General features: G+C 73.0%; 21 protein-coding genes. 11 read left to right on the top strand and 10 right to left on the bottom strand.

The features are described from left to right. Positions 1-2: 2 nt before the first annotated feature. Positions 3-632, bottom strand: a complete 630-nt coding sequence (locus tag ACIO9J_RS28645) for an HAD family hydrolase (RefSeq protein WP_402005615.1) — start codon at positions 630-632, stop codon at positions 3-5. Between the two features lie 119 nt (positions 633-751). On the opposite strand from ACIO9J_RS28645, the gene ACIO9J_RS28640 reads away from it, so the two are divergent. The 4 genes from ACIO9J_RS28640 (at position 752) to ACIO9J_RS28625 (ending at position 4,704) form a co-directional block, all read left to right on the top strand. Continuing rightward, complete coding sequence (locus ACIO9J_RS28640) at positions 752-1,750, top strand: FecCD family ABC transporter permease (protein WP_402005612.1); 999 nt, start codon at positions 752-754, stop codon at positions 1,748-1,750. Continuing rightward, complete coding sequence (locus tag ACIO9J_RS28635) at positions 1,747-2,820, top strand: FecCD family ABC transporter permease (RefSeq protein WP_402005609.1); 1,074 nt, start codon at positions 1,747-1,749, stop codon at positions 2,818-2,820. Before ACIO9J_RS28640 ends, ACIO9J_RS28635 begins: the two co-directional genes overlap by 4 nt. Next, a complete protein-coding gene (locus tag ACIO9J_RS28630) occupies positions 2,817-3,656 on the top strand; it encodes an ABC transporter ATP-binding protein (protein ID WP_402005607.1) in 840 nt (279 codons plus the stop codon). The genes ACIO9J_RS28635 and ACIO9J_RS28630 overlap by 4 nt, the downstream gene beginning before the upstream one ends. 67 nt (positions 3,657-3,723) lie before the next feature. Further along, the gene (locus ACIO9J_RS28625) at positions 3,724-4,704 is read left to right on the top strand and encodes an ABC transporter substrate-binding protein (RefSeq protein WP_402005605.1); all 981 of its coding nucleotides are present in this window, start codon (positions 3,724-3,726) and stop codon (positions 4,702-4,704) included. A gap of 75 nt (positions 4,705-4,779) precedes the next feature. Here the strand turns inward: ACIO9J_RS28625 and ACIO9J_RS28620 are convergent, their stop codons facing one another. Further along, a complete protein-coding gene (locus ACIO9J_RS28620; protein ID WP_402005602.1) occupies positions 4,780-5,988 on the bottom strand; it encodes a hypothetical protein in 1,209 nt (402 codons plus the stop codon). A 254-nt stretch (positions 5,989-6,242) separates the two neighbouring features. On the opposite strand from ACIO9J_RS28620, the gene ACIO9J_RS28615 reads away from it, so the two are divergent. Both ACIO9J_RS28615 and ACIO9J_RS28610 read left to right on the top strand, forming a co-directional pair. Further along, the gene (locus ACIO9J_RS28615; RefSeq protein WP_402005599.1) at positions 6,243-6,428 is read left to right on the top strand and encodes a hypothetical protein; all 186 of its coding nucleotides are present in this window, start codon (positions 6,243-6,245) and stop codon (positions 6,426-6,428) included. 102 nt (positions 6,429-6,530) lie between these two features. After that, positions 6,531-7,742: a glycosyltransferase 87 family protein gene (locus ACIO9J_RS28610; RefSeq protein WP_402005596.1), complete on the top strand. Its 1,212-nt coding sequence runs from the start codon at positions 6,531-6,533 to the stop codon at positions 7,740-7,742. On the opposite strand, the gene ACIO9J_RS28605 is transcribed toward ACIO9J_RS28610, so the two are convergent. The 3 genes from ACIO9J_RS28605 to ACIO9J_RS28595 all read right to left on the bottom strand — a co-directional run bounded on the left by ACIO9J_RS28605 (position 7,644) and on the right by ACIO9J_RS28595 (position 10,723). Continuing rightward, on the bottom strand, positions 7,644-7,925 hold the full coding sequence (locus ACIO9J_RS28605; RefSeq protein WP_402005593.1) for a hypothetical protein: 282 nt from the start codon (positions 7,923-7,925) through the stop codon (positions 7,644-7,646). The two genes, ACIO9J_RS28610 and ACIO9J_RS28605, sit on opposite strands and share 99 nt — an antisense overlap. 109 nt (positions 7,926-8,034) lie before the next feature. Continuing rightward, a complete protein-coding gene (locus tag ACIO9J_RS28600) occupies positions 8,035-9,678 on the bottom strand; it encodes a DNA repair helicase XPB (RefSeq protein ID WP_402005590.1) in 1,644 nt (547 codons plus the stop codon). 109 nt (positions 9,679-9,787) lie between these two features. Then, positions 9,788-10,723 carry a hypothetical protein gene (locus ACIO9J_RS28595; protein ID WP_402005587.1) on the bottom strand — a complete coding sequence of 312 codons (936 nt, stop codon included), beginning with the start codon at positions 10,721-10,723 and terminating at the stop codon, positions 9,788-9,790. A 287-nt stretch (positions 10,724-11,010) separates the two neighbouring features. On the opposite strand from ACIO9J_RS28595, the gene ACIO9J_RS28590 reads away from it, so the two are divergent. The 3 genes from ACIO9J_RS28590 to ACIO9J_RS28580 all read left to right on the top strand — a co-directional run bounded on the left by ACIO9J_RS28590 (position 11,011) and on the right by ACIO9J_RS28580 (position 15,967). Next, positions 11,011-11,136: a hypothetical protein gene (locus ACIO9J_RS28590; RefSeq protein WP_402005585.1), complete on the top strand. Its 126-nt coding sequence runs from the start codon at positions 11,011-11,013 to the stop codon at positions 11,134-11,136. 80 nt (positions 11,137-11,216) lie between these two features. Beyond that, positions 11,217-13,718, top strand: coding sequence for a helicase-associated domain-containing protein (locus ACIO9J_RS28585; protein WP_402005582.1), 2,502 nt, complete (start codon positions 11,217-11,219; stop codon positions 13,716-13,718). Positions 13,719-13,921: 203 nt separating this feature from the next. After that, complete coding sequence (locus ACIO9J_RS28580) at positions 13,922-15,967, top strand: HelD family protein (protein WP_402006795.1); 2,046 nt, start codon at positions 13,922-13,924, stop codon at positions 15,965-15,967. Here the strand turns inward: ACIO9J_RS28580 and ACIO9J_RS28575 are convergent. From ACIO9J_RS28575 to ACIO9J_RS28565, 3 genes are all read right to left on the bottom strand, one after another. Next, on the bottom strand, positions 15,964-16,524 hold the full coding sequence (locus ACIO9J_RS28575; protein WP_402005579.1) for a DUF2165 domain-containing protein: 561 nt from the start codon (positions 16,522-16,524) through the stop codon (positions 15,964-15,966). The genes ACIO9J_RS28580 and ACIO9J_RS28575 overlap by 4 nt on opposite strands. Positions 16,525-16,633: 109 nt before the next feature. Further along, the gene (locus tag ACIO9J_RS28570; protein WP_402005576.1) at positions 16,634-17,323 is read right to left on the bottom strand and encodes a copper homeostasis protein CutC; all 690 of its coding nucleotides are present in this window, start codon (positions 17,321-17,323) and stop codon (positions 16,634-16,636) included. Between the two features lie 139 nt (positions 17,324-17,462). Beyond that, positions 17,463-19,739: a heavy metal translocating P-type ATPase gene (locus tag ACIO9J_RS28565; protein WP_402005574.1), complete on the bottom strand. Its 2,277-nt coding sequence runs from the start codon at positions 19,737-19,739 to the stop codon at positions 17,463-17,465. A 178-nt stretch (positions 19,740-19,917) separates the two neighbouring features. On the opposite strand from ACIO9J_RS28565, the gene ACIO9J_RS28560 reads away from it, so the two are divergent. Next, the gene (locus tag ACIO9J_RS28560) at positions 19,918-20,847 is read left to right on the top strand and encodes a hypothetical protein (protein ID WP_402005571.1); all 930 of its coding nucleotides are present in this window, start codon (positions 19,918-19,920) and stop codon (positions 20,845-20,847) included. Between the two features lie 18 nt (positions 20,848-20,865). Here ACIO9J_RS28560 and ACIO9J_RS28555 read toward each other — a convergent pair whose 3' ends face one another. Together ACIO9J_RS28555 and ACIO9J_RS28550 are read right to left on the bottom strand one after the other, a co-directional pair. Further along, complete coding sequence (locus ACIO9J_RS28555) at positions 20,866-21,525, bottom strand: CatB-related O-acetyltransferase (RefSeq protein ID WP_402005568.1); 660 nt, start codon at positions 21,523-21,525, stop codon at positions 20,866-20,868. 57 nt (positions 21,526-21,582) lie between these two features. Next, complete coding sequence (locus ACIO9J_RS28550; protein WP_402005565.1) at positions 21,583-22,260, bottom strand: maleylpyruvate isomerase family mycothiol-dependent enzyme; 678 nt, start codon at positions 22,258-22,260, stop codon at positions 21,583-21,585. 51 nt (positions 22,261-22,311) lie between these two features. Between ACIO9J_RS28550 and ACIO9J_RS28545 the strand changes: the two genes are divergently transcribed. Continuing rightward, the gene (locus ACIO9J_RS28545; protein WP_402005563.1) at positions 22,312-22,962 is read left to right on the top strand and encodes a hypothetical protein; all 651 of its coding nucleotides are present in this window, start codon (positions 22,312-22,314) and stop codon (positions 22,960-22,962) included. The last annotated feature ends 3 nt before the right edge of the window (positions 22,963-22,965 follow it).

Here is a 22,965-nt window from a genome sequence, read left to right as displayed (position 1 = left end):
CCTCAGCGCGCGGCGCCCGCCGCGAGGTGGGCGTCGAGCCAGGCGGGGAACTCGGTGAGGCCGGCGAGGACCACGTCCGCGCCCGCCGCGCGCAGCTCCGCTGCGTCACACGGTCCGGTCGCCACCGCCACGGAGAGCGCGCCCGCCGTACGCGCGCCGCGTACGTCACCGGTGTGGTCACCGACGTACACGGCCGCACCGTGCTCGCGCAGCGCCTCGGCCTTCGCCTCCGCCCACAGCCAGCCGATCACCGCGTCCGCCTCGATGCCGAGGTGCGTCAGATGCAGCTTGGCGTTGGGCTCGTGCTTGGCGGTCACCACGATGGCGCGGCCACCGTGCGCGTGCACGGCGGCGACGGCCTCGCGGGCGCCCGGCATGGCGAGGCTCGGCTCGATGGCGTGTGTGACGTAGATCTCGCGGTAGCGGTCGGCCGCTTCCTGGATCTCGTCCTCGGGGAACCAGTTCCGCAGCTCTTCCTCAAGGGGCGGGCCGAGCCGCGTGATCGCCAGGTCGGCGTCGATGTACGTCCCCGTCTCCGCGGAGAGCGCCAGGTAGGCAGCCCTGATGCCGGGCCGGGAGTCGATCAGGGTCATGTCGAGGTCGAAGCCGACGGTCAGCGCGTGAGAGGTCATGAGCCCATTGTGCCGAGGGCCGCGAACGACCCCGGACGTAGACTTAGCCTCGCCTTACCGGCGCCTCGCCTGCCGCCGCGCCTCACCCCCGTACGCCTCATGTGAAACGAGCCCAGCCGATGCGTGTGCCCGTCAGACGCGCCGTCGTGATGACCGCGGCCGTCGTGGCCCTGCTGCTCGCGGTGCTGCTCAGCCTCGCGGTCGGCGCGCGGGCGATCGCGCCGTCCGCCGTCATCGACGCCCTGCTGCACGGCGGGCACAGCGACGCCGCCGAAGTGATCCGCGAGATGCGCGTGCCGCGCACCGTCATCGGCCTGATGGTCGGCGCCGCGCTCGCCCTGGCCGGCACCGTCCTCCAGGGCATCACCCGCAACCCCATCGCCGACCCCGGCATCCTCGGCATCAGCCAGGGCGCGTCGGTCGGCGTGGTGTGCGCCATCGCCTTCGCGGGCGTCCACACCCTGACCGGCTACGTCTGGTACGCCTTCGCGGGCGCGGGCATCGCCTCGGTCGCCGTGTACGCGATCGCCGCCGGCGGCAGGGGCGGCGCGACCCCGGTGAAACTCGCGCTCGGCGGCGCCGCGATCAACGCGCTGCTCGTCTCGGTGACCACCGCGGTCCTCACCACCCGGGCCTCCGCCCTGGACGAGTTCCGCTTCTGGCAGGTGGGTTCGCTCGCCGGCCGCGACGCCGAGATCGTCGGCCAGATCTGGCCGTTCCTGCTCGTGGGCCTGGTCCTGGTGCTCGCCGTCGCGCGCGGCCTCGACGCCCTCGCGCTCGGCGAGGACGTGGCGAAGGGCCTGGGGCAGAACGTCGCGGCCGTACGGATCGTCGGCGGGCTCGGCGCGACGATCCTGACCGGCGCGGGCGTCGCGGCCGCGGGGCCCATCGCCTTCATCGGGCTCGCCGTGCCGCACATCGCCCGCGCGCTCGTCGGCAGCGACCACCGCTGGGTGCTCCCGACGGCCGCGGTCATCGGGCCGGTGATGCTGCTCGTCTCGGACATCGTGGGCCGCGTGGTCTTCCCGCCGAGCGAGGTGCCCGCGGGCGTGATGACCGCCCTCATCGGGGTGCCGTTCCTGGTGACCCTCGTCCGCAGGAAGGCGGTGGCCGCGTGACCGCGACCGTGCCCACGACGGGGGTGCGCCCCGCCGGATACGCGGTGCTCCGCGTCCGCCGCGCCGCCTTCCTCGTCCACCGTCGCGCGGCCGTCGTCGCCGTCGGCCTCGCCGTACTCCTCGCCGCGAGCTGCCTGGCGTACCTCTGCGTCGGCGAGTCCTTCGTGCACCCCGCCGAGGCCCTGAAGGTCGTCTTCGGGCAGTCCTCCCCCGACGAACTCGTCGTCGGCACCCTGCGCGAACCGCGCCTGGCCGTCGGCCTCCTGGTCGGCGCCGCGTTCGGCGTCGCGGGCGGGCTCATCCAGACCGTCGCCCGCAACCCCCTCGCCAGCCCCGACATCATCGGCATCAGCCAGGGCGCGAGCGCCCTCACCGTCGGCGCGATGACCTTCGGGATCACCTCCTACACCGCCCTGCCCTACCTCTCGGTGCTCGGCGGCGTGCTCGCCGCCGCCCTCGTGTACGCCTTCGCGTGGCGCGGCGGGCTGCACGCCACCCGCTTCGTGCTCATCGGCATCGGCTTCGCGATCGCGCTGCGCTCGGTCACCACGCTCTTCATGACCAAGGGCGACTACCTCGTCGCCCAGCAGGCGCAGATCTGGATGACCGGCTCCCTCAACGGGCGCGGCTGGGCCGAGGCGAACCCGCTCGGTCTGGTCCTTCTCGTCCTGCTGCCGTTCGTCCTGTGGGCGGCCCGCGCCCAGCGCTCGGTCACCATGGACGACGACACCGCGACCGCGCTCGGCGTCCGTCTCGGCCGGGTGCGCCTGGGGCTCGTCCTGCTCGGTGTCGTCCTGGCCTCCGTGGCGACCGGCGCCGCGGGTCCCGTCGACTTCGTCGCGCTGCTCGCCCCGCAGATCGCCCGCAGGATGACCCGCACCGCGCAGATCCCGCTGCTGTGTTCGGCGCTGCTCGGCGCGCTGATCATGGTCGTCGCCGATCTGCTCGCCCGGCGCCTGTTCTCGCCCACCGAACTGCCGGTGGGCGTGCTCACCGCGGCGGTCGGCGCCCCGTACCTGATCTGGCTCATCATCCGCAGCCGTTCCGTCCGCTCTGGAGGCACGCAGTGAACCCGGCCCGTCTGACGGCCAGCGAGCTGACCCTCGCCTACGAGGACCGCACGGTCGTCGAACACCTCGACCTCGCGATCCCCGACGGCAAGGTCACCGTGATCGTCGGCCCCAACGCCTGCGGCAAGTCCACGACCCTGCGGGCCCTCGGCCGTCTCCTCAAGCCGAGGAACGGCGCGGTCCTGCTGGACGGCGAGGCGCTCGCCAAGCTCCCGACGAAGCGGATCGCCCAGCAGATCGGGCTGCTCCCGCAGACGCCCGTGGCCCCCGAGGCGATCACCGTCGGGGACCTCGTCGCCCGCGGCCGCCAGCCGCACCAGCACTGGTGGCAGCAGTGGTCCGACGCGGACGAGAAGGCGGTGACGGAGGCGATGGAACGCACCGACGTGACCGCGCTCGCCGAGCGTTCCGTGGACGAGCTCTCCGGCGGGCAGCGCCAGCGCGTGTGGATCGCGATGGCCATCGCACAGGACACGGACATCCTCCTCCTGGACGAACCCACGACCTACCTGGACATCTCCCACCAGGTCGAGGTCCTCGACCTGGTCCGCCAGTTGGCCGCGACCACCGAGGAGGGCGGCCCCGGCAGGACCGTCGTCGTGGTCCTGCACGACCTCAACCAGGCCGCGCGGTACGCCGACCACCTCGTCGCCATGAAGTCCGGCGAGGTCGTCGCCGAAGGACCCCCTTCGAAGGTCGTCACCGAGGAACTCGTACGCGAGGTCTTCGGCCTGGAGTGCGTGGTGGTGCCGGACCCCGTGACCGGCTCCCCCCTGGTCGTCCCCGGGGCGCCGTGGTCCGCGACGGCGCCCGCCCGCACCGGCACATCCGTGTGACCCCGTACCGGCGCATCCATGTGACCCGCACCGGCACATCCGTGTGAACGCGACGAAAGGTGTCCCCATGAATCGCTTCCGCTCCCCGCTGCCGCGCCGCCGCGTCCTGCGCACCGGCGCGCTGGCCCTCACCGGCGCGCTCGCGCTCGCCGCCTGCGGCTCGTCGGACTCCGACGGGTCCGGCACCACGGGCAGGACGCACACGGTCAAGACCGCCATGGGCGACGTCGAGGTGGCGGAGCACCCGCGGCGCGTCGTCGTCCTGGACACCGCGGAGCTGGACTCCGCGATCTCCCTCGGCGTGAAGCCGGTCGGCGCCACGCACGTCGAGGCGTCCGCGGGCTTCCCCAGCTATCTGCCCAAGGACGAGGTGCGCGGCATCAAGGACGTCGGCGAGATGCTGAACCCCGACATGGAGGCCGTCGCCGCGCTCAAGCCCGATCTGATCCTGACCTCCAAGATCCGGCACGCGGCGAAGTACGACCAGCTCAAGGCGATCGCGCCGACCGTCATGACGGAGACCACCGGCTACCCGTGGAAGGAGAACTTCCAGGTGCACGCCGACGCGCTGGGCAGGCGGGCCGAGGCCAAGAAGGTCGTCGCCGACTACACCGCGCACGCCGAGAAGGTCACCGCGGCCATCGGCGGCCCGGCCGAGGCCCGCCGGACCCAGGTCAACGTCATCCGCTTCATCGAGGGCGCCGACATCCGCCTGTACGGCGACCGGAGTTACATCGGCACGATCCTCAAGGACGTCGGCCTGGGCCGCGCCCCGATCGCCGCGAAGGCCAAGGACGGCTTCTCCTACGACCTGTCCCCCGAGAAGATCGACCTCGCGGACACGGACGTCATCTTCCGCTCCACGTACGGCGATCCGGCGAAGGCCAAGCAGACCCGGACCGTCGGCAGCGGCCTGTGGAAGAACATGAAGGCCGTGAAGTCGGGCAACGTCCACACGGTCGACGACGAGCTGTGGATCCAGGGCATCGGCTACACGGCGGCGGACCGGATCCTCGACCAGTTGCAGGCCGACCTGACGAAGAAGTAGGCCGGGTACGGGGGGGAGTTGACCGGGTACGGGGGGAGTTGACCGCCCGTACCGGGCGGCGGGGCCGCCCGGTGCTCAGTGCCGTCGCCGCTGCGATCTCCACAGCAGGAAGAGCGCGGAGGCGACGGCCGCGCCCCGCACCACCCAGGGCCACGTCCCCGCGATGGCGTCGCTCATGTGCCCTTCCTTGATCGGGTCGCCCCAGCGCCCGTCGCTGCGCCCCCACAGCCAGGTCATCCCGGCGGCCACCGAGAGCCCCGGAAGGCCCAGGGCGGCCCACTTCGCCTCGGCGCGGGAGAGCTTTCGGGAGGCGTACGCGATGAGCCAGCCGCCGCCCAGGGCCAGCCAGTTGCCGAGGATCGCGCCCACGGTGAGCAGCGCGGCGGCGAGCAGGAGCAGGGGGTTGCTGAAGGCCGCTCCCCCGTCGACGGCCGCGCGCGGCCGGGGCAGCCGCCACCTCCGGCGCCCGGTCCCCTCGTCCTCCGTCGCCTCTTCCTCCTCGTCCTCCCCCTCCTCTTCGTCCTCGTCGACGAGCGGGTCGCCCTTGCGCAGGCGGGGCCCGCGCTCGTCGTCGGGGGACGGCGGGGGCTTGAGTATCTCGGGGATCTCCACGCCGCCGACGAACCCGGGCACGCTGTCCGCGAACCCGAACGGGCCGCTGTCCACCCGCCACCAGTCGGGCTCGGACCCGCTCGGCCCGAGCTCGTCGGTGCCGGCGAGGTGGGGCGGTGAGGGGCGCTCCACCTGGGCTTCGGTCTCGGCTTCCGCCGGTTCCCCGGCGGCCGTGCGCCGGGGCCTGGGGACCATGCGGCGCAGGCCCTTGGGGGCGTCGGGGTTCTCGGGGTCGCCGGAACTCCCGGAACTCCCGGAGTTCGCGGAGGGCTCGGAGGGCTCGGAGGTGAAGAAGCGGGGGCGCGAGCGGGGGCCGCGTTGCGTGGGGACGGCGGGGCGGGGGGTGCTCCGTGCCGTCGGTATGTCGCCGGAATCGTCGCCCGGCGCGCCGCCGCCCGAGCCGCTCCGTGGGCCACCCTGCGTACCGCCCTGTGAACTGCCCTGCGTACCGCCCGCCGATTCGACGACCTCCTCCGGCGTGCCGAGGCGGGCCAGGATGCGGCGGATCGACGCGGGGTTGTCGGCGGCCGCCTTGGCCCTGCCGCGGTCGATCTCCTCGCGGAGCCGGGAGACGAGCCGCATCCGGGTGCCGGACGGCAACTGCCGCTGCTGGGCGAGGTCTCCGACCCGGCTCAGATAGTCGTAGACCAGCTGATCGCTCTCGATCCCCACGAAGTCCCCTCCGGGGCGGCTGCGTTGACGCGGCGCGGTGGTGCGCGGTGTCCACGACGGTACCGTTTCCCGGCGCGAGCGCCCACTTGAGGCCCGGTGCCGCCCTTCCGCGTCGCCCGGCCCCTCCCCCTCTCTCAGGGTCGGCCTCCCTCTCAAGTCGTACGGGAACACCCCCTCCTGTCGGACCTCAGGGCGACGGGCGGGGTGGACCGCAGGCCGATGTGCGGGGCGCGGCCGAAAACCATCATGGAGACATGAGTGCAGCAGCCTTCACCCCCGCGTCCGTCCAGTCCTCCGCCGGTGCCGCAGGAACCGGCGGCGCCGCGCATCCGCACCGCATGGGCGGTGCCCTGCGCGCCGCCAAGGTCTTCGTGAGCGCCGCGTTCGGCGTCGTCGTGCTCGGTGAGTACGCGTCGGAGGCGGGCGTCAGGCGCCGCTGACCACCGGGACCGCGTACGGCGGCGGAGCACGGCGGTCCGCCACCGCGCACGCCCGCCCGGGTGTTCCCCGAGGCCACGCCCCGCGTCCACTAAGGTCACGCCGTGACACCACGGAAAGCGACCTTACGATCACCCACCGCAGCCGCCACGCTGCTCGCGGTCTCGCTCGCCGCCCTGGCCGTCCTCTGCGTGGTCCGGCGCGTGCCGATGGCCGACACGCTGGTCTACCGGGCCGAGGGAGCCGCGGTCGCCAACGGCGGTGATCTGTACGGGTTCACGGTCACCGAGTGGCAACTGCCCGCCACCTACCCGCCGTTCGCCGCGATCCTCTTCGTACCGACGACCTGGCTGCCGGTGGGCGCCCTCAAGGCCGCCTTCCTCGTGGGCAACACGGCGCTGCTCACGCTCCTGGTCAGGCTCTCCTGCACGCTGGTCGGCCTGCCCGGCCGCGCCCCGCTGCTGTGCGCCGCGACGGCCGCCGCGCTCTGGCTCGAACCCGTCTTCCAGACCGTCCTGTTCGGGCAGATCAACCTCGCGCTCGCCTGCCTGGTCCTGTGGGACCTCACCCGGCGCCCCGGCACCCTCGGCAAGGGCTTCGCGCTCGGCGTCGCGGCCGGGATCAAGCTGACGCCCGCCGTCTTCATCGCGTACTACCTGTTGACCGGGCGCGTACGCGAAGGGGTCACCGCCCTCGCCTCGCTGGCGGGCACCGTGGCGTTCGGCGCGCTCGTGCTGCCCGCCGCCAGCGTCGACTTCTTCACCCGGCGGGTCTTCGAGACGGGGCGGGTCGGCAAGGCGTGGATCGTCGACAACCAGTCGCTCCAGGGGCTCGTCGCCCGGCTGCTGCACGACGCGGATCCCGGTCTCTTCTGGGCGGTGCCCGCGCTCCTCGTCGCGGTCGGCGGGCTCTGGCTCGCGGCCCGTGTGCACGCGGGCGCCGGTGCGTACGCGGGGCCGCGGGGCATGCTCGTCACGGCGTTCACCGCCCTGCTCGTCTGCCCGATCAGCTGGTCCCACCACTGGGTGTGGTGCGTGCCGCTGCTCGCGCTGCTGGTCGCGGAGGGCAGGCCGCGGCTCGCGGCGGGGGTGGCCGTGCTCTTCACGGCCCGCACGTTCTGGCTGCTTCCGCACCAGGGGGACCTGGACCTGCGGCTGCCGTGGTGGCAGCAGCCGCTGGCCTCGCCGTACGCGCTGCTGTGCGTGGCCCTGCTCGCGTCAGTCCTCCGGCAGCAGAATGTCCGCGTCGTCGAACACCCGCAGGACGACCAGCAGCAGGCGCCCACGCGACACCATGTACTCCGCCACGATCTGTGAGGTCAGGCGGATCTCCCGGTCCTGCCCGCCCACGCCGATCGACCGCGAGTGCTCCGTGTACGGATCGCGCGCCAGGATCTCCACGGCCTTGTCGAAGGACGCCCTGCGGACGGGGTCGAGGCGGTCGCGGTCCTGCGCCGCGGGCTCGGTGTAGAGCACCTCATAGATTTCCTGGTGAGGCATGGCGCCCTCCTTGCCCTCGACGTGGCTGGCTCATCGGCTTCCTACCAGCTCCCCAGCGTACCGATCGGTGGTGGACCCGCGGGGAGCCGATCCGAAGCCGCTCCTGCCGTCAGCCTCCCGACAGCAAATCGTCCGCGTCCACGATCCGGTACGCGTACCCCTGTTCGGCGAGGAAGCGCTGGCGGTGCGCGGCGAAGTCCTGGTCGATGGTGTCGCGGGCGACGACGGAGTAGAAGCGGGCCTCGTGCCCGTCGGCCTTGGGGCGCAGCACACGGCCGAGCCGCTGGGCCTCCTCCTGGCGCGAGCCGAACGTGCCCGACACCTGGATGGCGACGGTGGCCTCGGGCAGGTCGATGGAGAAGTTCGCGACCTTGGAGACGACCAGGACGCTGATCTCGCCCTGCCGGAAGGCGTCGAAGAGCTTCTCGCGCTGCGCGTTGGTCGTCTCGCCCTTGATGACGGGCGCGTCCAGGTGCTCGCCGAGCTCGTCGAGCTGGTCGATGTACTGCCCGATGACGAGGGTCTGTTCGCCCGCGTGCTTCTTGACCAGCGCCTCGGTGACCTTCCGCTTGGTGGTGGTGGTCGCGCAGAAGCGGTACTTCTCCTCGGCCTCGGCGGTGGCGTACGCGAGCCGCTCGCTGTCGGTGAGGTTGACGCGCACCTCGACGCAGTCGGCGGGCGCGATGTACCCCTGCGCCTCGATCTCCTTCCACGGGGCGTCGAAGCGCTTGGGCCCGATGAGGGAGAACACGTCGGACTCGCGCCCGTCCTCGCGTACGAGGGTGGCGGTCAGGCCGAGGCGGCGGCGTGCCTGGAGGTCGGCGGTGAACTTGAAGACGGGCGCGGGCAGCAGGTGCACCTCGTCGTAGATCACGAGCCCCCAGTCCCTGGAGTCGAAGAGCTCCAGGTGCGGGTAGATGCCCTTCCGCTTCGTCGTGAGCACCTGGTACGTGGCGATGGTGACGGGCCGGATCTCCTTCCTGGTCCCGCTGTACTCGCCGATCTCGTCCTCGGTGAGCGAGGTGCGCTTGACCAGCTCGTGCTTCCACTGGCGGGCGGAGACGGTGTTGGTGACGAGGATCAGCGTGGTCGCCTTGGCCTGCGCCATGGCTCCCGCGCCCACCAGGGTCTTACCGGCCCCGCAGGGCAGCACGACGACACCGCTGCCGCCGTGCCAGAACCCCTCGACGGCCTGCTGCTGGTAGGGCCGCAGCGACCAGCCGCTCTCGTCCAGGTCGATGGTGTGCGCCTCGCCGTCCACGTACCCGGCGAGGTCCTCGGCGGGCCAGCCCAGCTTGAGCAGCGTCTGCTTGATCTGCCCGCGCTCGGAGGGGTGCACGGCGACGGTGTCCGGGTCGAGCCGCGCGCCCACCAGCGGCTGCACCTTCTTGGACCGCAGGATCTCTTCGAGGACCGGCCGGTCGGTGGTGGTGAGGACCAGGCCGTGGGTGGGGTGCTTGGAGAGCGTGAGCCGTCCGTACCGCGCCATCGTCTCGGCGATGTCGACGAGCAGCGCGTGCGGCACGGGGTACCGCGAGAACTCCACGAGCGCGTCCACCACCTGCTCGGCGTCGTGCCCCGCGGCCCGCGCGTTCCACAGCCCCAGCGGCGTGACCCGGTAGGTGTGGATGTGCTCGGGGGCACGCTCCAGCTCCGCGAAGGGCGCGATGACACGGCGGCAGGCGTCGGCCCGCTCGTGGTCGACCTCGAGCAGGAGGGTCTTGTCCGACTGGACGATGAGGGGACCGTTCACGCGAGCGCCTTTCCGTTAGGCCAAACGTCCAGTGTGCCGCATGGGCGCGGGTGACAGCGGTGACGTGGCATACAGGGGGCCCGCCCGGAGCGGGTGCGTGGTCCCGGGGTCACGCACCCGTGTCCGTAGTGCCCGCCGGGGCTTCCTGGGGCTCGGCGAAGAGCTCATCCGCCGTGGCGGCCGTGAGGGAGCGGTCGAACCAGAGGCCGAGCGTGTCGAGGTCGGTGCACGAGGTGATGCGCTCGCGGATGTCGTCGGAAACGGGGACCTCGTGCGTCTGGAGCACGCGCAGGATCAGGGAAGCACGGTCCTCGGCGACCCCCTCGGCCTTGCCCTCGGCCTTACCCTCGAGGTAAGCCGTCTCGCGGACCGTGCCGCGTCCGGGGAAGTAGCTGACGAAGCCCATAATTTCCCTCCATTTGTCTCCGGCTGCGGTGCCCCGCAGGTTGATGTCCAGGAACTCGTAGAAGTAGTCGGATGCCTTTCCGTCCTGCTCCTGAAGGGCACGGCCGAATGCTTCCAGTATGGCGTTGATGTGCGGGCTGCGAGCGTGTGCCAGGGCGGAGAAGGCCGCCATCGCGGGGTTCTCCGCCGCGGTCCGCCGGTCGGTGATCACCGGCAGGTTGTCGGGACCGACGACCATCGGGTACGTGCGCTGCGTGGTCCAGCCCCGGGTGCCGCAGTCGAAGGGGCCTGCCGCCCACTTGGCCGTGGGCAGGTCCTGGCAGACCACGAGCAGCAGCACGGGTAAGCGGTACTTGGCCTGGAGGTGTGCGACGTAGTACGGCCAGCTGGACTCCTTCTCCGGTTTCCGTGCTCCCTGCGACTCGACGGCGAGCAGGAAGTCGTCTCCGTCGGACGGGCCGATGCGCAGCACGGTGTCCACGCGCCGCTCCAGCGGCTTGGTCTCTGTCACATCCGGGGTGAGCGCGTCGAGGGTCGCCTTCTCCGGGAAGGGGATGCCCAGCGTCCGGAAGACCGGGGCGAGGATCTCGGGCCGCTCCTGGAAGATGCGGTGCAAGCCCTCGTGGGCTGAACTGACCATGTGCGGAACCTAGGTTGGTCACCGTCCCGGCCGCCCGGCCAACGGGAGGTGTTCACTCTTTCGAGAGCGGCAGAAACGTTCAAAGGGGCTTCAGTTGGTTCGCGGGGCGGTCAACTCGTGCTCCTCCTGGCCCAGTTGCATCTCGGACATCAGCCGGAGCCCGCCCTTCGCGGCGAGCGAAAAGGGCCGGCGCGAGGGCCGCGTCACTCCATCGTGGCGACCATGGCGGAACGAGTGGCGCCCGCAGCCCGTGGAGGCCCTCGACCATCGAAGCCGCCCTCACCCCGGTGGCCCGGGAGTCCCGTTTCCCCGAAGCCGTCGAACGGGCCGACTGCCACCTGCGGGCCCGCGCCTCCGGCGCCGACGCGCTCGCGGTCTTCGGGCCGCGGGACGGGCGGCCCGCCGGGCAGTGAGGGGTGGGGCGCCGGATGAGCCGCGCACCGCGGCGCACACAACCGCACCGCCTCCCCGCCGACCCGCTACCGTGAGCCGGATGAGCACCGACGAGCCGCAGCCCACGGACAGCGCCAGCGCGAGCGTGACCGCACCGCCGCGTGCCGCGGAGACTCCACGTTCCCTCGCCGAGGCGCTCCGTTCGCGGGACGACGACGCGCTGGCGGCGCTGTTGCGGGCCCGGCCCGATCTGCTCGGGCCGGTGCCGAACGATCTGACGCAGCTCGCGACCCGCGCGGGCACCCGTGCGTCCGTGGTGCGGGCGCTGGAGCGGCTCGACCGGTTCGCGCAGCAGGTGGCGGAGACGCTCGCGGTGGCGCAGGACCCGACGTCGTACGGCGAGGTGCGTGCCCTGCTCGCGGGTGACGACAGGGACGCCGCCGTCGAGGAGGCGCTGCCCCACGCGCTCGCCACGCTGCACGAGCAGGCCCTGGTGTGGGGGCCCGACGACCGGCTGCGGCTCGTGCGCACCGCGCGCGAGCTGCTCGCGCCCGCCCCGCAGCACCCGTCGCCGACCGGCCTGGGGCCCACCGTCGCCGAGGCCACCGCGGGGATGTCGCCGACCCGGGTGCAGGACATCGTGGCGGCCGCGGGGCTGCCCACCACGCACGATCCGGTCTCCGCCGTCGGGTCGCTCACCGCCCTGTTCACCGACCGGGCCCGGATGTCCGCGCTGCTCGACGAGGCGCCCGCGGAGTCCGTGGAGGTGCTTTCGCGGCTGGTGTGGGGGCCGCCGTACGGGCAGGTCACCGCCGATCCGGCGCGTCATCTGCGCTGGCTCCTGGACCGGGGCCTGCTGCTGCCGACCGCGCCGGGCACCGTCGTGCTGCCGCGCGAGGCCGCGCTGCACCTGCGCGGGGGCCGCGCGCACCGCGCGCCCGAGCCGACGCCGCCGCCGGTGGAGGCCGCGCGCGAACACCGTCCACAGGTTGTGGACACCACGGCGGCGGGCCAGGCGTACACCGCGCTCGCCACCGTCGAGGAGCTCCTCAAGGACTGGGACGAGGGCGGGCCCGCCGTGCTGCGCGCGGGCGGCCTCAGCGTGCGCGACCTGAAGCGGACGGCGGTCGCCCTCGACCTGCCCGAGCCGCTGGCCGCCTTCTGGGTCGAACTGGCCTACGCCGCGGGCCTGCTGGCCTCCGACGGCGAGGCGGACGAGCGGTACGCGGCGACGCCCGCCTACGACGAGTGGCAGGAGCTGCCCGCCCCCGCGCGCTGGTCGGCGCTGGCCACCGCCTGGCTGACGGCGACCCGCACGGCGGGCCTGATCGGCGGCCGCGACGGCAAGGACCGCACGCTCTCCGCGCTCGGCCCGCACCTGGACCGCTCGGCCGCCCCCGAGGTGCGCCGCCGGGTCCTCGCCCTGGCCGCCACGCTCCCCGAGGGCGCCGCGCCCGTCGCCGACTCGCTGCTGGCCAGGCTGCGCTGGGAGCGCCCCTCCCCCGCATCCCAGGACCTGCGCTCCCGCATCGCCCGATGGACGCTGAACGAGGCCGAGTTGCTCGGCGTCACGGGCCGGGGCGCGCTGTCCACGCACGGCAGGGCGCTGCTGGCCGCCGGTGCCGGCGCGGGTACCGGTTCCGGCGACAGCCCGGCCGAGCCGGCCCTCGCCGCCGCCCACGCCGCCCAGCTCCTCGCGCCCCTGCTGCCCGAGCCCCTGGACCACGTCCTGCTCCAGGCCGACCTCACCGCCGTCGCCCCCGGCCCCCTCGAACGCCCGCTGGCCGACGCGCTCGCCGTGCTCGCCGACGTCGAGTCCAAGGGCGGCGCCACCGTCTACCGCTTCACGCCGGGCTCCGTGCGCCGCGCGCTCGACTCCGGGCAGTCGGCCTCCGACCTGCACGCCTTCCTCACCGCCCACTCCCGTACGCCGGTCCCGCAGCCCCTCGCGTACCTGATCGACGACGTGGCGCGCCGGCACGGCCACCTTCGCATCGGCGCCGCGTCCGCGTACGTCCGCTGCGACGACGAGGCGCTGCTCAACGAGATCCTGGCCGACAAGCGCGCCCAGAGCCTGCGCCTGCGCAGGCTCGCGCCGACCGTGCTCGCCGCGCAGGCGGACCCAGGCGCGCTGCTCGACGGTCTGCGCGGCATGGGCTTCGCGCCCGCCGCCGAGTCCGCCGACGGCGACGTCCTGATCACCCGCGCCCACGCCCACCGCACCCCGCCGCGCTCGGCCCCCGAGCCGGTCCCCGAGGGCCCGCCGCTGCCGGACGCGACGCTGGTCGGCGCGGCCGTGCGGGCGATCAGGGCGGGCGACCTGGCGTCGACGGCGCCGCGCAAGGAGGCACCGCAGACCGCGGACGGGCGGCTGCCGCGCACCACGGCCGCGGAGACCCTCGCCACGATGCAGGCCGCGGTGCTGACCGGCGAGGCGGTGTGGATCGGCTACGTCAACGCGGAGGGCTCGGCGAGCCAGCGCGTGATCGCCCCGGTCCGGGTGGAGGGCGGCTTCGTCACGGCGTACGACCACACGGCCGACGAGGTCCGTACGTATCCGCTGCACCGGATCACGGGCGTGGCCGAGCTGGCGGACGACTGACCAGCGCGTGCGGGCCCAGGAGGAAATTCGGTGGCCCCCTCAGCTACCGCTGACTTAGGATGCCTCCTTCCCCGCCTCCCCCGTGGAGCGCCGCCGCCCGGACGGAAACCGGCCGGCACCTCGCAGAGCACGAACGCAGAGGCCCGCACACGAACCCGTAGAACCGCCGGAGGCACCCCGTGCACGCGCACGCCCAGCAAGCCATGTCCGAGGCCACGCCCGAGGACCCACTCGCCCGCGAGCGCGGGCATCTCGCCGCCTCCCGGGCCGCCCTGCGCGCCATGCGCGAGGACGCCGAGGCCCTCGACATCCGCGACGTCACCGCGAACTGGGTGAACGCCGCGGTCCTGCAGCGGCAGGTCGACGAGCGCATCAAGTCCCTCGCCGATCTCGCCCACACGCCCCTGTTCTTCGGGCGGCTCGACTATCTGCACGCGCCGGGCGCGGAGCAGGCCGAGGGCGCGGAGGGCGAGGAGTTCTACATCGGACGGCGGCACGTGCACGACGCCGACGGCGACCCGATGGTCATCGACTGGCGCGCGCCGGTCTCGCAGCCGTTCTACCGGGCCTCCAAGAAGGACCCGATGGACATCGCGCTGCGCCGCCGCTTCGGCTACACGGGCGGCGACCTCACCGCGTACGAGGACGAGCACCTCAGCGACGCCACGGAGGACGAGCGCACCAGCAAGCTCCTCCAGCAGGAGATCGAGCGGCCGCGCGTGGGCCCGATGCGGGACATCGTCGCCACCATCCAGCCCGAGCAGGACGAGATCGTCCGCAGCGAGCTCGGCGGCAGCGTCTGCGTGCAGGGCGGCCCCGGCACCGGCAAGACGGCCGTCGGCCTGCACCGTGTCGCCTACCTCCTGTACGCGCACCGGGAGCGCCTCGCGCGCACCGGCACCCTGGTCATCGGGCCCAACGACTCCTTCCTGCACTACATCGAGCAAGTCCTGCCCGCGCTGGGCGAGTTGGAGGTCAGGCAGGCCACCGTCGACAGCCTCGTGGCCCATGTGGAGGTGCGCGGCACGGACGAGGCGTCCGCCGCGCTCGTCAAGGGCGACGCCCGCATGGCCGAGGTGCTTCGCAAGGCCGTCCGCTCGCACGTCACGCTGCCGACGGAGCCGCTGATGGTCGTGCGCGGCTCGCGCAGATGGCGCATTCCGGCGTACGAACTTGAGGAGCTGGTACGGGAGTTGCTGGACCGCGACATCCGCTACGGCGCGGCCCGCGAGGCGCTTCCGCAGCGCATCGCGCACGCGGTCCTGGTCCGCATGGAGCAGTCGGGCGAGGCCCCCGACGATCGGGTGCAGGACGCGGTGGCCCGCAACGCCGCCGTGAAGGCGGCGGTCAAGTCCCTCTGGCCGCCGGTCGATCCCGCGAAGCTGGTCCTGCGGCTGCTCTCCGACGCGGAGTTCCTCGCCGAGCACGCGGAGGGCGTGCTGAGCGAGGAGGAGCAGCGGGCCGTGCTGTGGGCGAAGCCCGCGCGGAGCGTGAAGAGCGCCAAGTGGTCGTCCGCGGACGCCGTACTGATCGACGAGGCGACCGATCTGGTCTCCCGCACGCACTCGCTGGGGCACGTCGTGCTCGACGAGGCGCAGGACCTCTCCCCCATGCAGTACCGCGCGGTGGGGCGGCGCTGCACGACGGGTTCGGCAACCGTGCTCGGTGACCTCGCGCAGGGCACCACGCCCTGGGCCACGCGGAGTTGGGACGAGGCGCTGGGGCATCTCGGCAAGGGCGACGCGGTGGTGGAGGAGCTGACGGCCGGTTTCCGCGTGCCGCGCGAGGTCATCGCGTACGCGTCCCTGCTGCTTCCCGACATCGCACCCGGCCTCGCCGAGGTCAACTCGGTGCGTGAGTCGCCGGGTTCGCTGGCGGTACGCCGTGTCGAGGACCTGGACGCGGGCTGCCTCCAGGCGTGCGTCGAGTCCCTCCGTCAGGAGGGCTCTGTCGGGCTCATCGCCGCCGATGCCCGAATCCCGGCGCTCGCCGGGGCGTTGGCGGCGGCGGGGCTCACGTATCTGGCGCCCGGTGAGGAGACGACGCGGGACACCCGGCTGACGCTGGTGCCCGCGTCGCTCGCGAAGGGGCTTGAGTACGACTACGTGGTACTGGACGAGCCCGGCTCCATCGTGGACGGGGAGCCCGATGTCCGCACCGGGCTGCGGCGGTTGTACGTGGGGCTTACCCGGGCCGTGTCCGGTCTCGTCGTCGTCCACTCTGCGGATTTGCCCGTGCAGCTCGCTTAAGGCCGTGCGCCCGGCGCGGGTTCGTCGTGGCTGGTCGCGCAGTTCCCCGCGCCCCTTACGGGGCTCGGCAAGTGCGTTACCACCAGGACTATTCCCGTCAGCGTCACCACCCGTGTCGCCGCGTCCAGGCCGTTCCAGTTTTCCGACTGCCACATGGCGAACCACTCGCCGCCTACGCCGATGAAGCCCGCCCCGAACAGGACCAGGATCATCAACAGGCCGACGGTGCCCGCCCAGCGGGCCTGGCGGATGTCCCGGCGGCCGCGCAGGACGCCGGTCCACAGGACCGTCGCCGCGATCAGGACGAGCGCGGCGACGGTCTCCCAGACGATGATCCCGACGTACGCGGCGTCCTGGAGCGCGGTGGACTCGACGGCGCGCCACATCAGGCCGTTGTCCTTGAACGTGGTGTCCATCGCGAGGACATGGCGTACGAACTGCTGGTTCGTGCCGAAGTCCGTGATGTTCCCGAACGCCACGAGCGCGATGTAGAGCGCGACGGTCCCGGTGAGCAGTGTGACGGCGACGGGCAGTGCCCGGTCCTTCGGTGCGGTCATGAAGTCCCCCTTGTGGTCCAGTTGGGTCCGCGCCCCTGAAAGGGGCGCGGGGAACCGCGCGACCAGCCACGACCGGCCCGCGGTTCAAGACCACCATGCCAGCGGAGCGTCAGGCGTCGACCGCCGCCCTCCAGGTGGCGACCGCCTCGGCGGAGACGGGTGCCGACCAGCCGTCGGGCCGGGCCGCCCCGCCGATGTGGAACGCGTCGACGCCCGCCGCCTTGAGCCGGGGCAGGTGGTCGAGCCGGAGCCCGCCGCCGATCAGGAGCTGCGGCTCGTACCCCGGCTCCCCCCGCCGCGCCGCCTCCGCGAGCAGCGTCGGCAGGCCCTCGTCGACGCCGCCCGCGGCCCCCGCCGTCAGGTACGTGTCCAGGCCGGGCAGGTCCGCGAGCTGCTTGCGCAGGGCGTCGCGGTCGGCGGCCCTGTCGATCGCCCGGTGGAAGGTCCAGCGGCACCCGTCGAGTGCCTCCACCAGCGCTTCGACGGCCTGCATGTCGGGGCCGCCCGCCTCGTCGAGGAAGCCGAGGACGAATTCGTCGGCGCCCTCGCTCCTGAGCTCACCGGCCCGGCGTACGAGCGCGTCGACGTCACCTGCGGCGAATCCGTCGGCAAGCCGCAGCATGACGCGCAGCGAGATGTCCACCCGGGCGCGGATCTCGGCGAAGGTCTCGCGCGACGGCGTGAGGCCGTCGGCGGCCATGTCGGTGACCAGCTCAAGGCGGTCCGCACCCCCGGCCTGGGCGGCGACGGCGTCCTCGGCGCCGAGGGCGATCACCTCCAGGACTGCACGCTTGCTCATGGATGTCTCTTCCTTCTGATCGCGAGCCCGGTCACATAGGTCTAGTCCAATTGACAGCCTACGCGCAGAACACCCCGGCGCGAGCCGAGTCGCTCGCACCGGGGTGCCGAAAGGTTCGCGGGGGAACCGCGGCGGCGGATCAGGCCAGCGGCTTGAATCCCCGCAGGCGCAGGCTGTTGCCGACCACGAAGACCGAGGAGAACGCCATGGCCGCGCCCGCGATCATGGGGTTGAGCAGGCCCGCGGCGGCCAGCGGCAGCGCGCCCACGTTGTAGGCGAAGGCCCAGAACAGGTTCGACCTGATCGTGCCGAGCGTGCGGCGCGAGAGCCTGATCGCGTCGGCCGCCGCCCGCAGGTCGCCCCTGACCAGCGTGAGGTCGCCCGCCTCGATCGCGGCGTCGGTGCCCGTGCCCATCGCCAGGCCCAGGTCGGCCTGGGCGAGCGCGGCCGCGTCGTTCACGCCGTCGCCGACCATGGCGACGCTGCGCCCCTCGGCCTGGAGCCGCTTGACCACGTCGACCTTGTCCTGCGGCATGACCTCGGCGATCACGTGTTCGGCGTCGATGCCGACCTCGGCGGCGACCGACACCGCGACCGCCTCGTTGTCGCCGGTCAGCAGGATCGGGGTGAGGCCGAGTGCCCGCAGCCGCTCGATGGCCTCGGCGCTGGTGTCCTTCACCGCGTCGGCGACCTCCAGGACCGCGCGGGCCTCGCCGTCCCAGGCGACGGCGATGGCCGTCCGGCCCGCCGCCTCGGCCTCGGCCTTGGCGCGCTCCAGGCCGGCGGGCAGCCGGATCTCCCACTCGCCGAGCAGCTGCGTGCGGCCGACCAGGACCGCGTGGCCCTCGACGACGCCCTGGACGCCGAGGCCCGCGACGTTGGCGAAGTCCTCGGGTACGGGCAGGGGGCCGGCCTCGGCGGCCGCTCCCGCGGCGACGGCGCGGGCGATGGGGTGCTCCGAGGAGTGCTCCAACGCACCGGCCAGGCGCAGGACTTCGGCGGCCGTGGTGCCGGATGCGGTGTGCGTGGCGAGCAGCGTCATCTTGCCGGTGGTGACGGTGCCGGTCTTGTCGAGGACGATCGTGTCGACCTTGCGGGTGGTCTCCAGGACCTCCGGGCCCTTGATCAGGATGCCGAGCTGGGCGCCGCGCCCGGTGCCGACCATGAGCGCGGTCGGTGTGGCGAGGCCGAGGGCGCAGGGGCAGGCGATGATCAGTACGGCGACGGCGGCGGTGAACGCGGCGGTCAGGCCCGCGCCGTTGCCGAGCCAGAAGCCGAGGGTGGCGAGCGCGAGGCCGATGACGACCGGCACGAACACCGCGGAGATCCGGTCGGCGAGGCGCTGGGCCGCGGCCTTGCCGTTCTGCGCGTCCTCGACGAGCTTGGCCATGCGGGCGAGCTGGGTGTCGGCGCCGACGCGGGTGGCCTCGACGACCAGGCGGCCGCCGACGTTGAGGGTGGCGCCGGTGACCGGGTCGCCCTCGCCGACCTCGACGGGCACGGACTCGCCGGTGAGCATCGAGGCGTCCACGGCCGAGGAGCCCTCGACGACCTCGCCGTCGGTGGCGATCTTCTCGCCGGGCCTGACCAGGAAGCGGTCGCCGGTCCTCAACTCGCCGACGGGCACGGTCTCTTCGCGCCCGCCGTCGCGCAGCACGGTGACGTCCTTGGCGCCGAGCTGGAGCAGCGCCTTGAGCGCGGCCCCGGCCTTCCGCTTGGAGCGGGCCTCGAAGTACCGCCCGGCGAGGATGAACGCGGTGACGCCGGCCGCGGCTTCGAGGTAGATGTTCCCCGCGCCGTCGCTGCGCGCGATGGTCAGCTCGAAGGGGTGCGTCATGCCGGGCGTTCCCGCGGTGCCGAAGAAGAGCGCCCAGAGCGACCAGAGGAAGGCCGCGGAGGTGCCGACCGAGATCAGCGTGTCCATGGTGGCGGCGCCGTGCCGGGCGTTGGTGAAGGCCGCCTTGTGGAAGGGCCAGGCCGCGTACGTCACGACGGGCGCGGCGAGCGTCAGCGAGAGCCACTGCCAGTACTCGAACTGGAGGGCGGGCACCATCGCCATCGCGATCACGGGCACGGAGAGCAGCACCGCGGTGACCAGCCGCTCGCGCAGCGGGCGCAGCCCGTCGTCGGCGGCCTCGTCCCCGTCCTGGTCCGCGCCCGCCGCTTCCGCCGCGGGGGCGGGCTCCTGTGCGGTGTAGCCGGTGGCCTCGACCGTCGAGATCAGGTCCCGCACGGAGACGTCGGCGCCGCGGTAGGTGACCTTGGCCTTCTCGGTGGCGTAGTTGACGGTCGCCTCGACGCCGTCCATGCGGTTGAGCTTCTTCTCGATGCGGGCGGCGCAGGAAGCGCAGGTCATGCCACCGATGGCGAGTTCTACCTCGGCCGCCTCGGTGGGGCTGGGTGTGGTGGTGGGCATGTCTGGCGCTCCTCGTGTGTCCCGAAGGGGTCCCGAATGCGTCCGGATACCTGGGGCGGGTACTCCTGACGAGATCCATGTATACCCCTGGGGGGTACCGAACGCAAGGGAGGATTCAGGCTTGACTTTATACCCCTAGGGGGTATCTTCGAGTGCATCGAGTCACGAGGGAGCAGTCATGAACACGGGACTGAAGATCACCGCATTTGCCGCCGCCGTCGCCGCGACCTTCGGTACCGCGTACGGCGTGGGCACGGCCGTCGACCCGGTCACGGAGAAGGAGCCCACGGCCAGTCACGGCGGGCACGAAGCCGGACAGGACGGCGGGAAGGAAGGCGCGCACGACGACGGCGGCGCGGAGCACACGGGCCACGGCGCCACCGCCCCCGGCGGCCTGCGGAGCGCCGACCGCGGCTACACGCTCGACCTGAAGACCCCGCGCGTCACGGCGGGCAAGGCGCAGGAGCTGCGCTTCGCCGTCGTCAAGGACGCCACGGGCCGCAACGTCACGGCGTACCGGGCGGAGCACGAGAAGGAACTGCACCTCGTCGTCGCCTCACGCGATCTGACGACCTACCGCCATCTGCACCCGGTCCGCGCGGCCGACGGCACCTGGTCGACCCCGGTGCGGCTGCCCGAGGCGGGCGGCTACCGCGTCTTCGCCGACTTCCGCCCCGAGGGCGCGAAGGAGGGCCTGACGCTCGGCGCCGACCTCGCGGTGGCGGGCGCGTACGAGCCGAAGGAGCTGCCCGCGCACGGCACCACCGCGACCGTGGACGGCTACGACGTGACGCTCAAGGGCGAGCTGAAGACGGGCGCGGGCGGCGACCTCACACTGAGCGTGGCGAAGAACGGCGAGCCGGTGACCGACCTCCAGCCCTACCTCGGCGCCTACGGCCACCTGGTGGCGCTGCGCGCCGACGACCTCGCCTACCTCCACGTCCACCCGAACGGCGAGCCCGGGGACGGCAGGACGAAGGCGGGCCCCGGCATCTCGTTCATGACGGCGGCACCGAGCAAGGGCGCGTACCGCCTGTTCCTGGACTTCAAGCACGAGGGCGAGGTCAGGACGGCGGCGTTCACGGTGCACGCGGGCAGCGCCTCGTAGGGGCGCGGCGACATGCGCCTAACGGGGCGCCACCGCGGCCAGTTCGTCCACACTGCCGGACATCACGGCGCGGATGTGCTCGGTCAGGTGCTCCACGGGCCAGTCCCACCAGGCGAGTTCGAGCAGCCGGGCGATGTCCTCGTCGCCGAAGCGGCGGCGGATCAGGCGGGCCGGGTTGCCGCCGACGATGCCGTAGTCCGGTACGTCGTCGACGACCACGGCGCCCGAGGCGATGACGGCGCCGTGGCCGATCCGGACGCCCGGCATGACGGTCGAGCGGTAGCCGAACCAGACGTCGTTGCCGACGACCGTGTCGCCCCGGCCCGGCAGGCCGCTGATCAGGTCGAAGTGCTCGCTCCAGGACCCGCCCATGATCGGGAAGGGGAAGGTCGAGGGCCCGTCCATCCGGTGGTTGGCGCCGTTCATGATGAACCGCACGCCCTCGCCGAGCGCGCAGTACTTCCCGATGACCAACCGCTCCGGACCGTAGTGGTAGAGCACGTTGCGGGTCTCGAAGGCGGTCGGGTCATCGGGATCGTCGTAGTACGAGAAGTCACCGACGTCGATCAACGGCGAGGTCACGAGCGGCTTGAGCAGCACGACGCGGGACTGGCCCGGCATCGGATGCAGCACGTTCGGGTCGGCGGGGACGGCGGGGTGTGTGGCATCGGACGGCATCCGGCGGGGGCTCCTCGGTCACGGCTCGCGGTCGGTCGGGCCCCCTCATGATCCACGTCAGCCGAAGAGGTTCAACTCCTTTTCCGCCGCGCCCGCGAGCTCGTACCGCGTGCCCGTCAGCGGCCGCCCCGCGCAGAGCCTGATCAGCGTCGGCGCGTCCCCGATGTAACGGGCGGGCGGCCGCGTCCCGTCGGCGACACCGAGCGTCAGCGGCTCGTCGAGGCCGTCGACGTCCGCGTGCAGCGGCAGGGCGGACGCGGCGTGCGATCCCCTGCTGAACTGTTCGAGCAGCGGCAGCGCGTCCACGAGCCCCGCGCCGCCGTACGCCCCAGGCTTGCCCCACGCCTCCCGTACGTCCCCCGCGTGCACCCACTCGCCGAGCGCGACGCCGTCCAGGTGCCCCTTGGCGGCGGCGAGGACGGGCCCGGCCTCCGTCATGCCGCGCTCCAGCTCGTCCACGACGCGCGCGACGGGCCAGTCGGCGCGCTCGGCGATGTCGCGCTCGTTGCTCTCCGGCGAGTACACGCCCTCCTCGAAGCGGTTCTCGACCACCCGCATCAGCGCGGAGCCGCAGTGCGCGACCACATGCCGCACGGTCCAGCCGGGACAACAGGTGCGCACCGCGAAGGCGTCGTCGGGCGCGGCCCTCAACAGCGGTACGAGAAGGTCGCGTTCGGCCCGCAGGAGGCGTCCGGCGCGGTCGGGTTCATAGGTCGCTTCAGTAGTCGTGGTCATGACGGCAGCCAATCGTCCGGGCGGGCACATGGCAACGGCTAGGGTTCGCCCATGGCCGACGAAAAGGACCTCCGCGCCCGCTGGGCCGCCACCCTGCGCCGTACGACCGAGGCCCCGCGGGAGGCCGCCCCGGACCCCGGCCCCTACGCGGAACGCCTGATCGCGCGCTGGTCGGAGCCCCAGCGCCGCTACCACACCCTCGATCACCTGGCGGCGGTCCTCGACCACGTCGACGTACTGGCGGAGCACGCCGACGACCCCGAACTCGTCCGCCTGGCCGCGTGGTTCCACGACGCGGTGTACGCGCCGGACCGCTCCGAGAACGAGGAGCGCTCCGCGCGCCTCGCCGAGCGCGCCCTGGCCGAGGCGGGCCTGCGCGACGGGGCGGTCGCCGAGGTGGCCCGCCTGGTCCGGCTCACCGTCACGCACGACCCCGCCGACGACGACCGCAACGGCGAGACGCTGTGCGACGCCGACCTGGCGATCCTGGCGTCGGCCCCGGACGCGTACGCCGCCTACGCGGCCGCCGTCCGCGAGGAGTACGGATTCGTGCCCGCCGAGGCGTTCCGGGCGGGCCGCGCGGACGTCCTGCGCCACCTCCTGTCCCTCCCCCGGCTGTTCAGGACCCCCTACGGGGCGGCCAACTGGGAGGGGCCGGCGCGCGAGAACCTGACCACGGAGCTGGAGCTGCTGGCCCCGTGACCG

The sequence above is a fragment of the Streptomyces sp. NPDC087300 genome (assembly GCF_044744425.1).
GTDB lineage: Bacteria > Actinomycetota > Actinomycetes > Streptomycetales > Streptomycetaceae > Streptomyces.
This window is presented reverse-complemented; position numbering and strand designations above follow the sequence as displayed.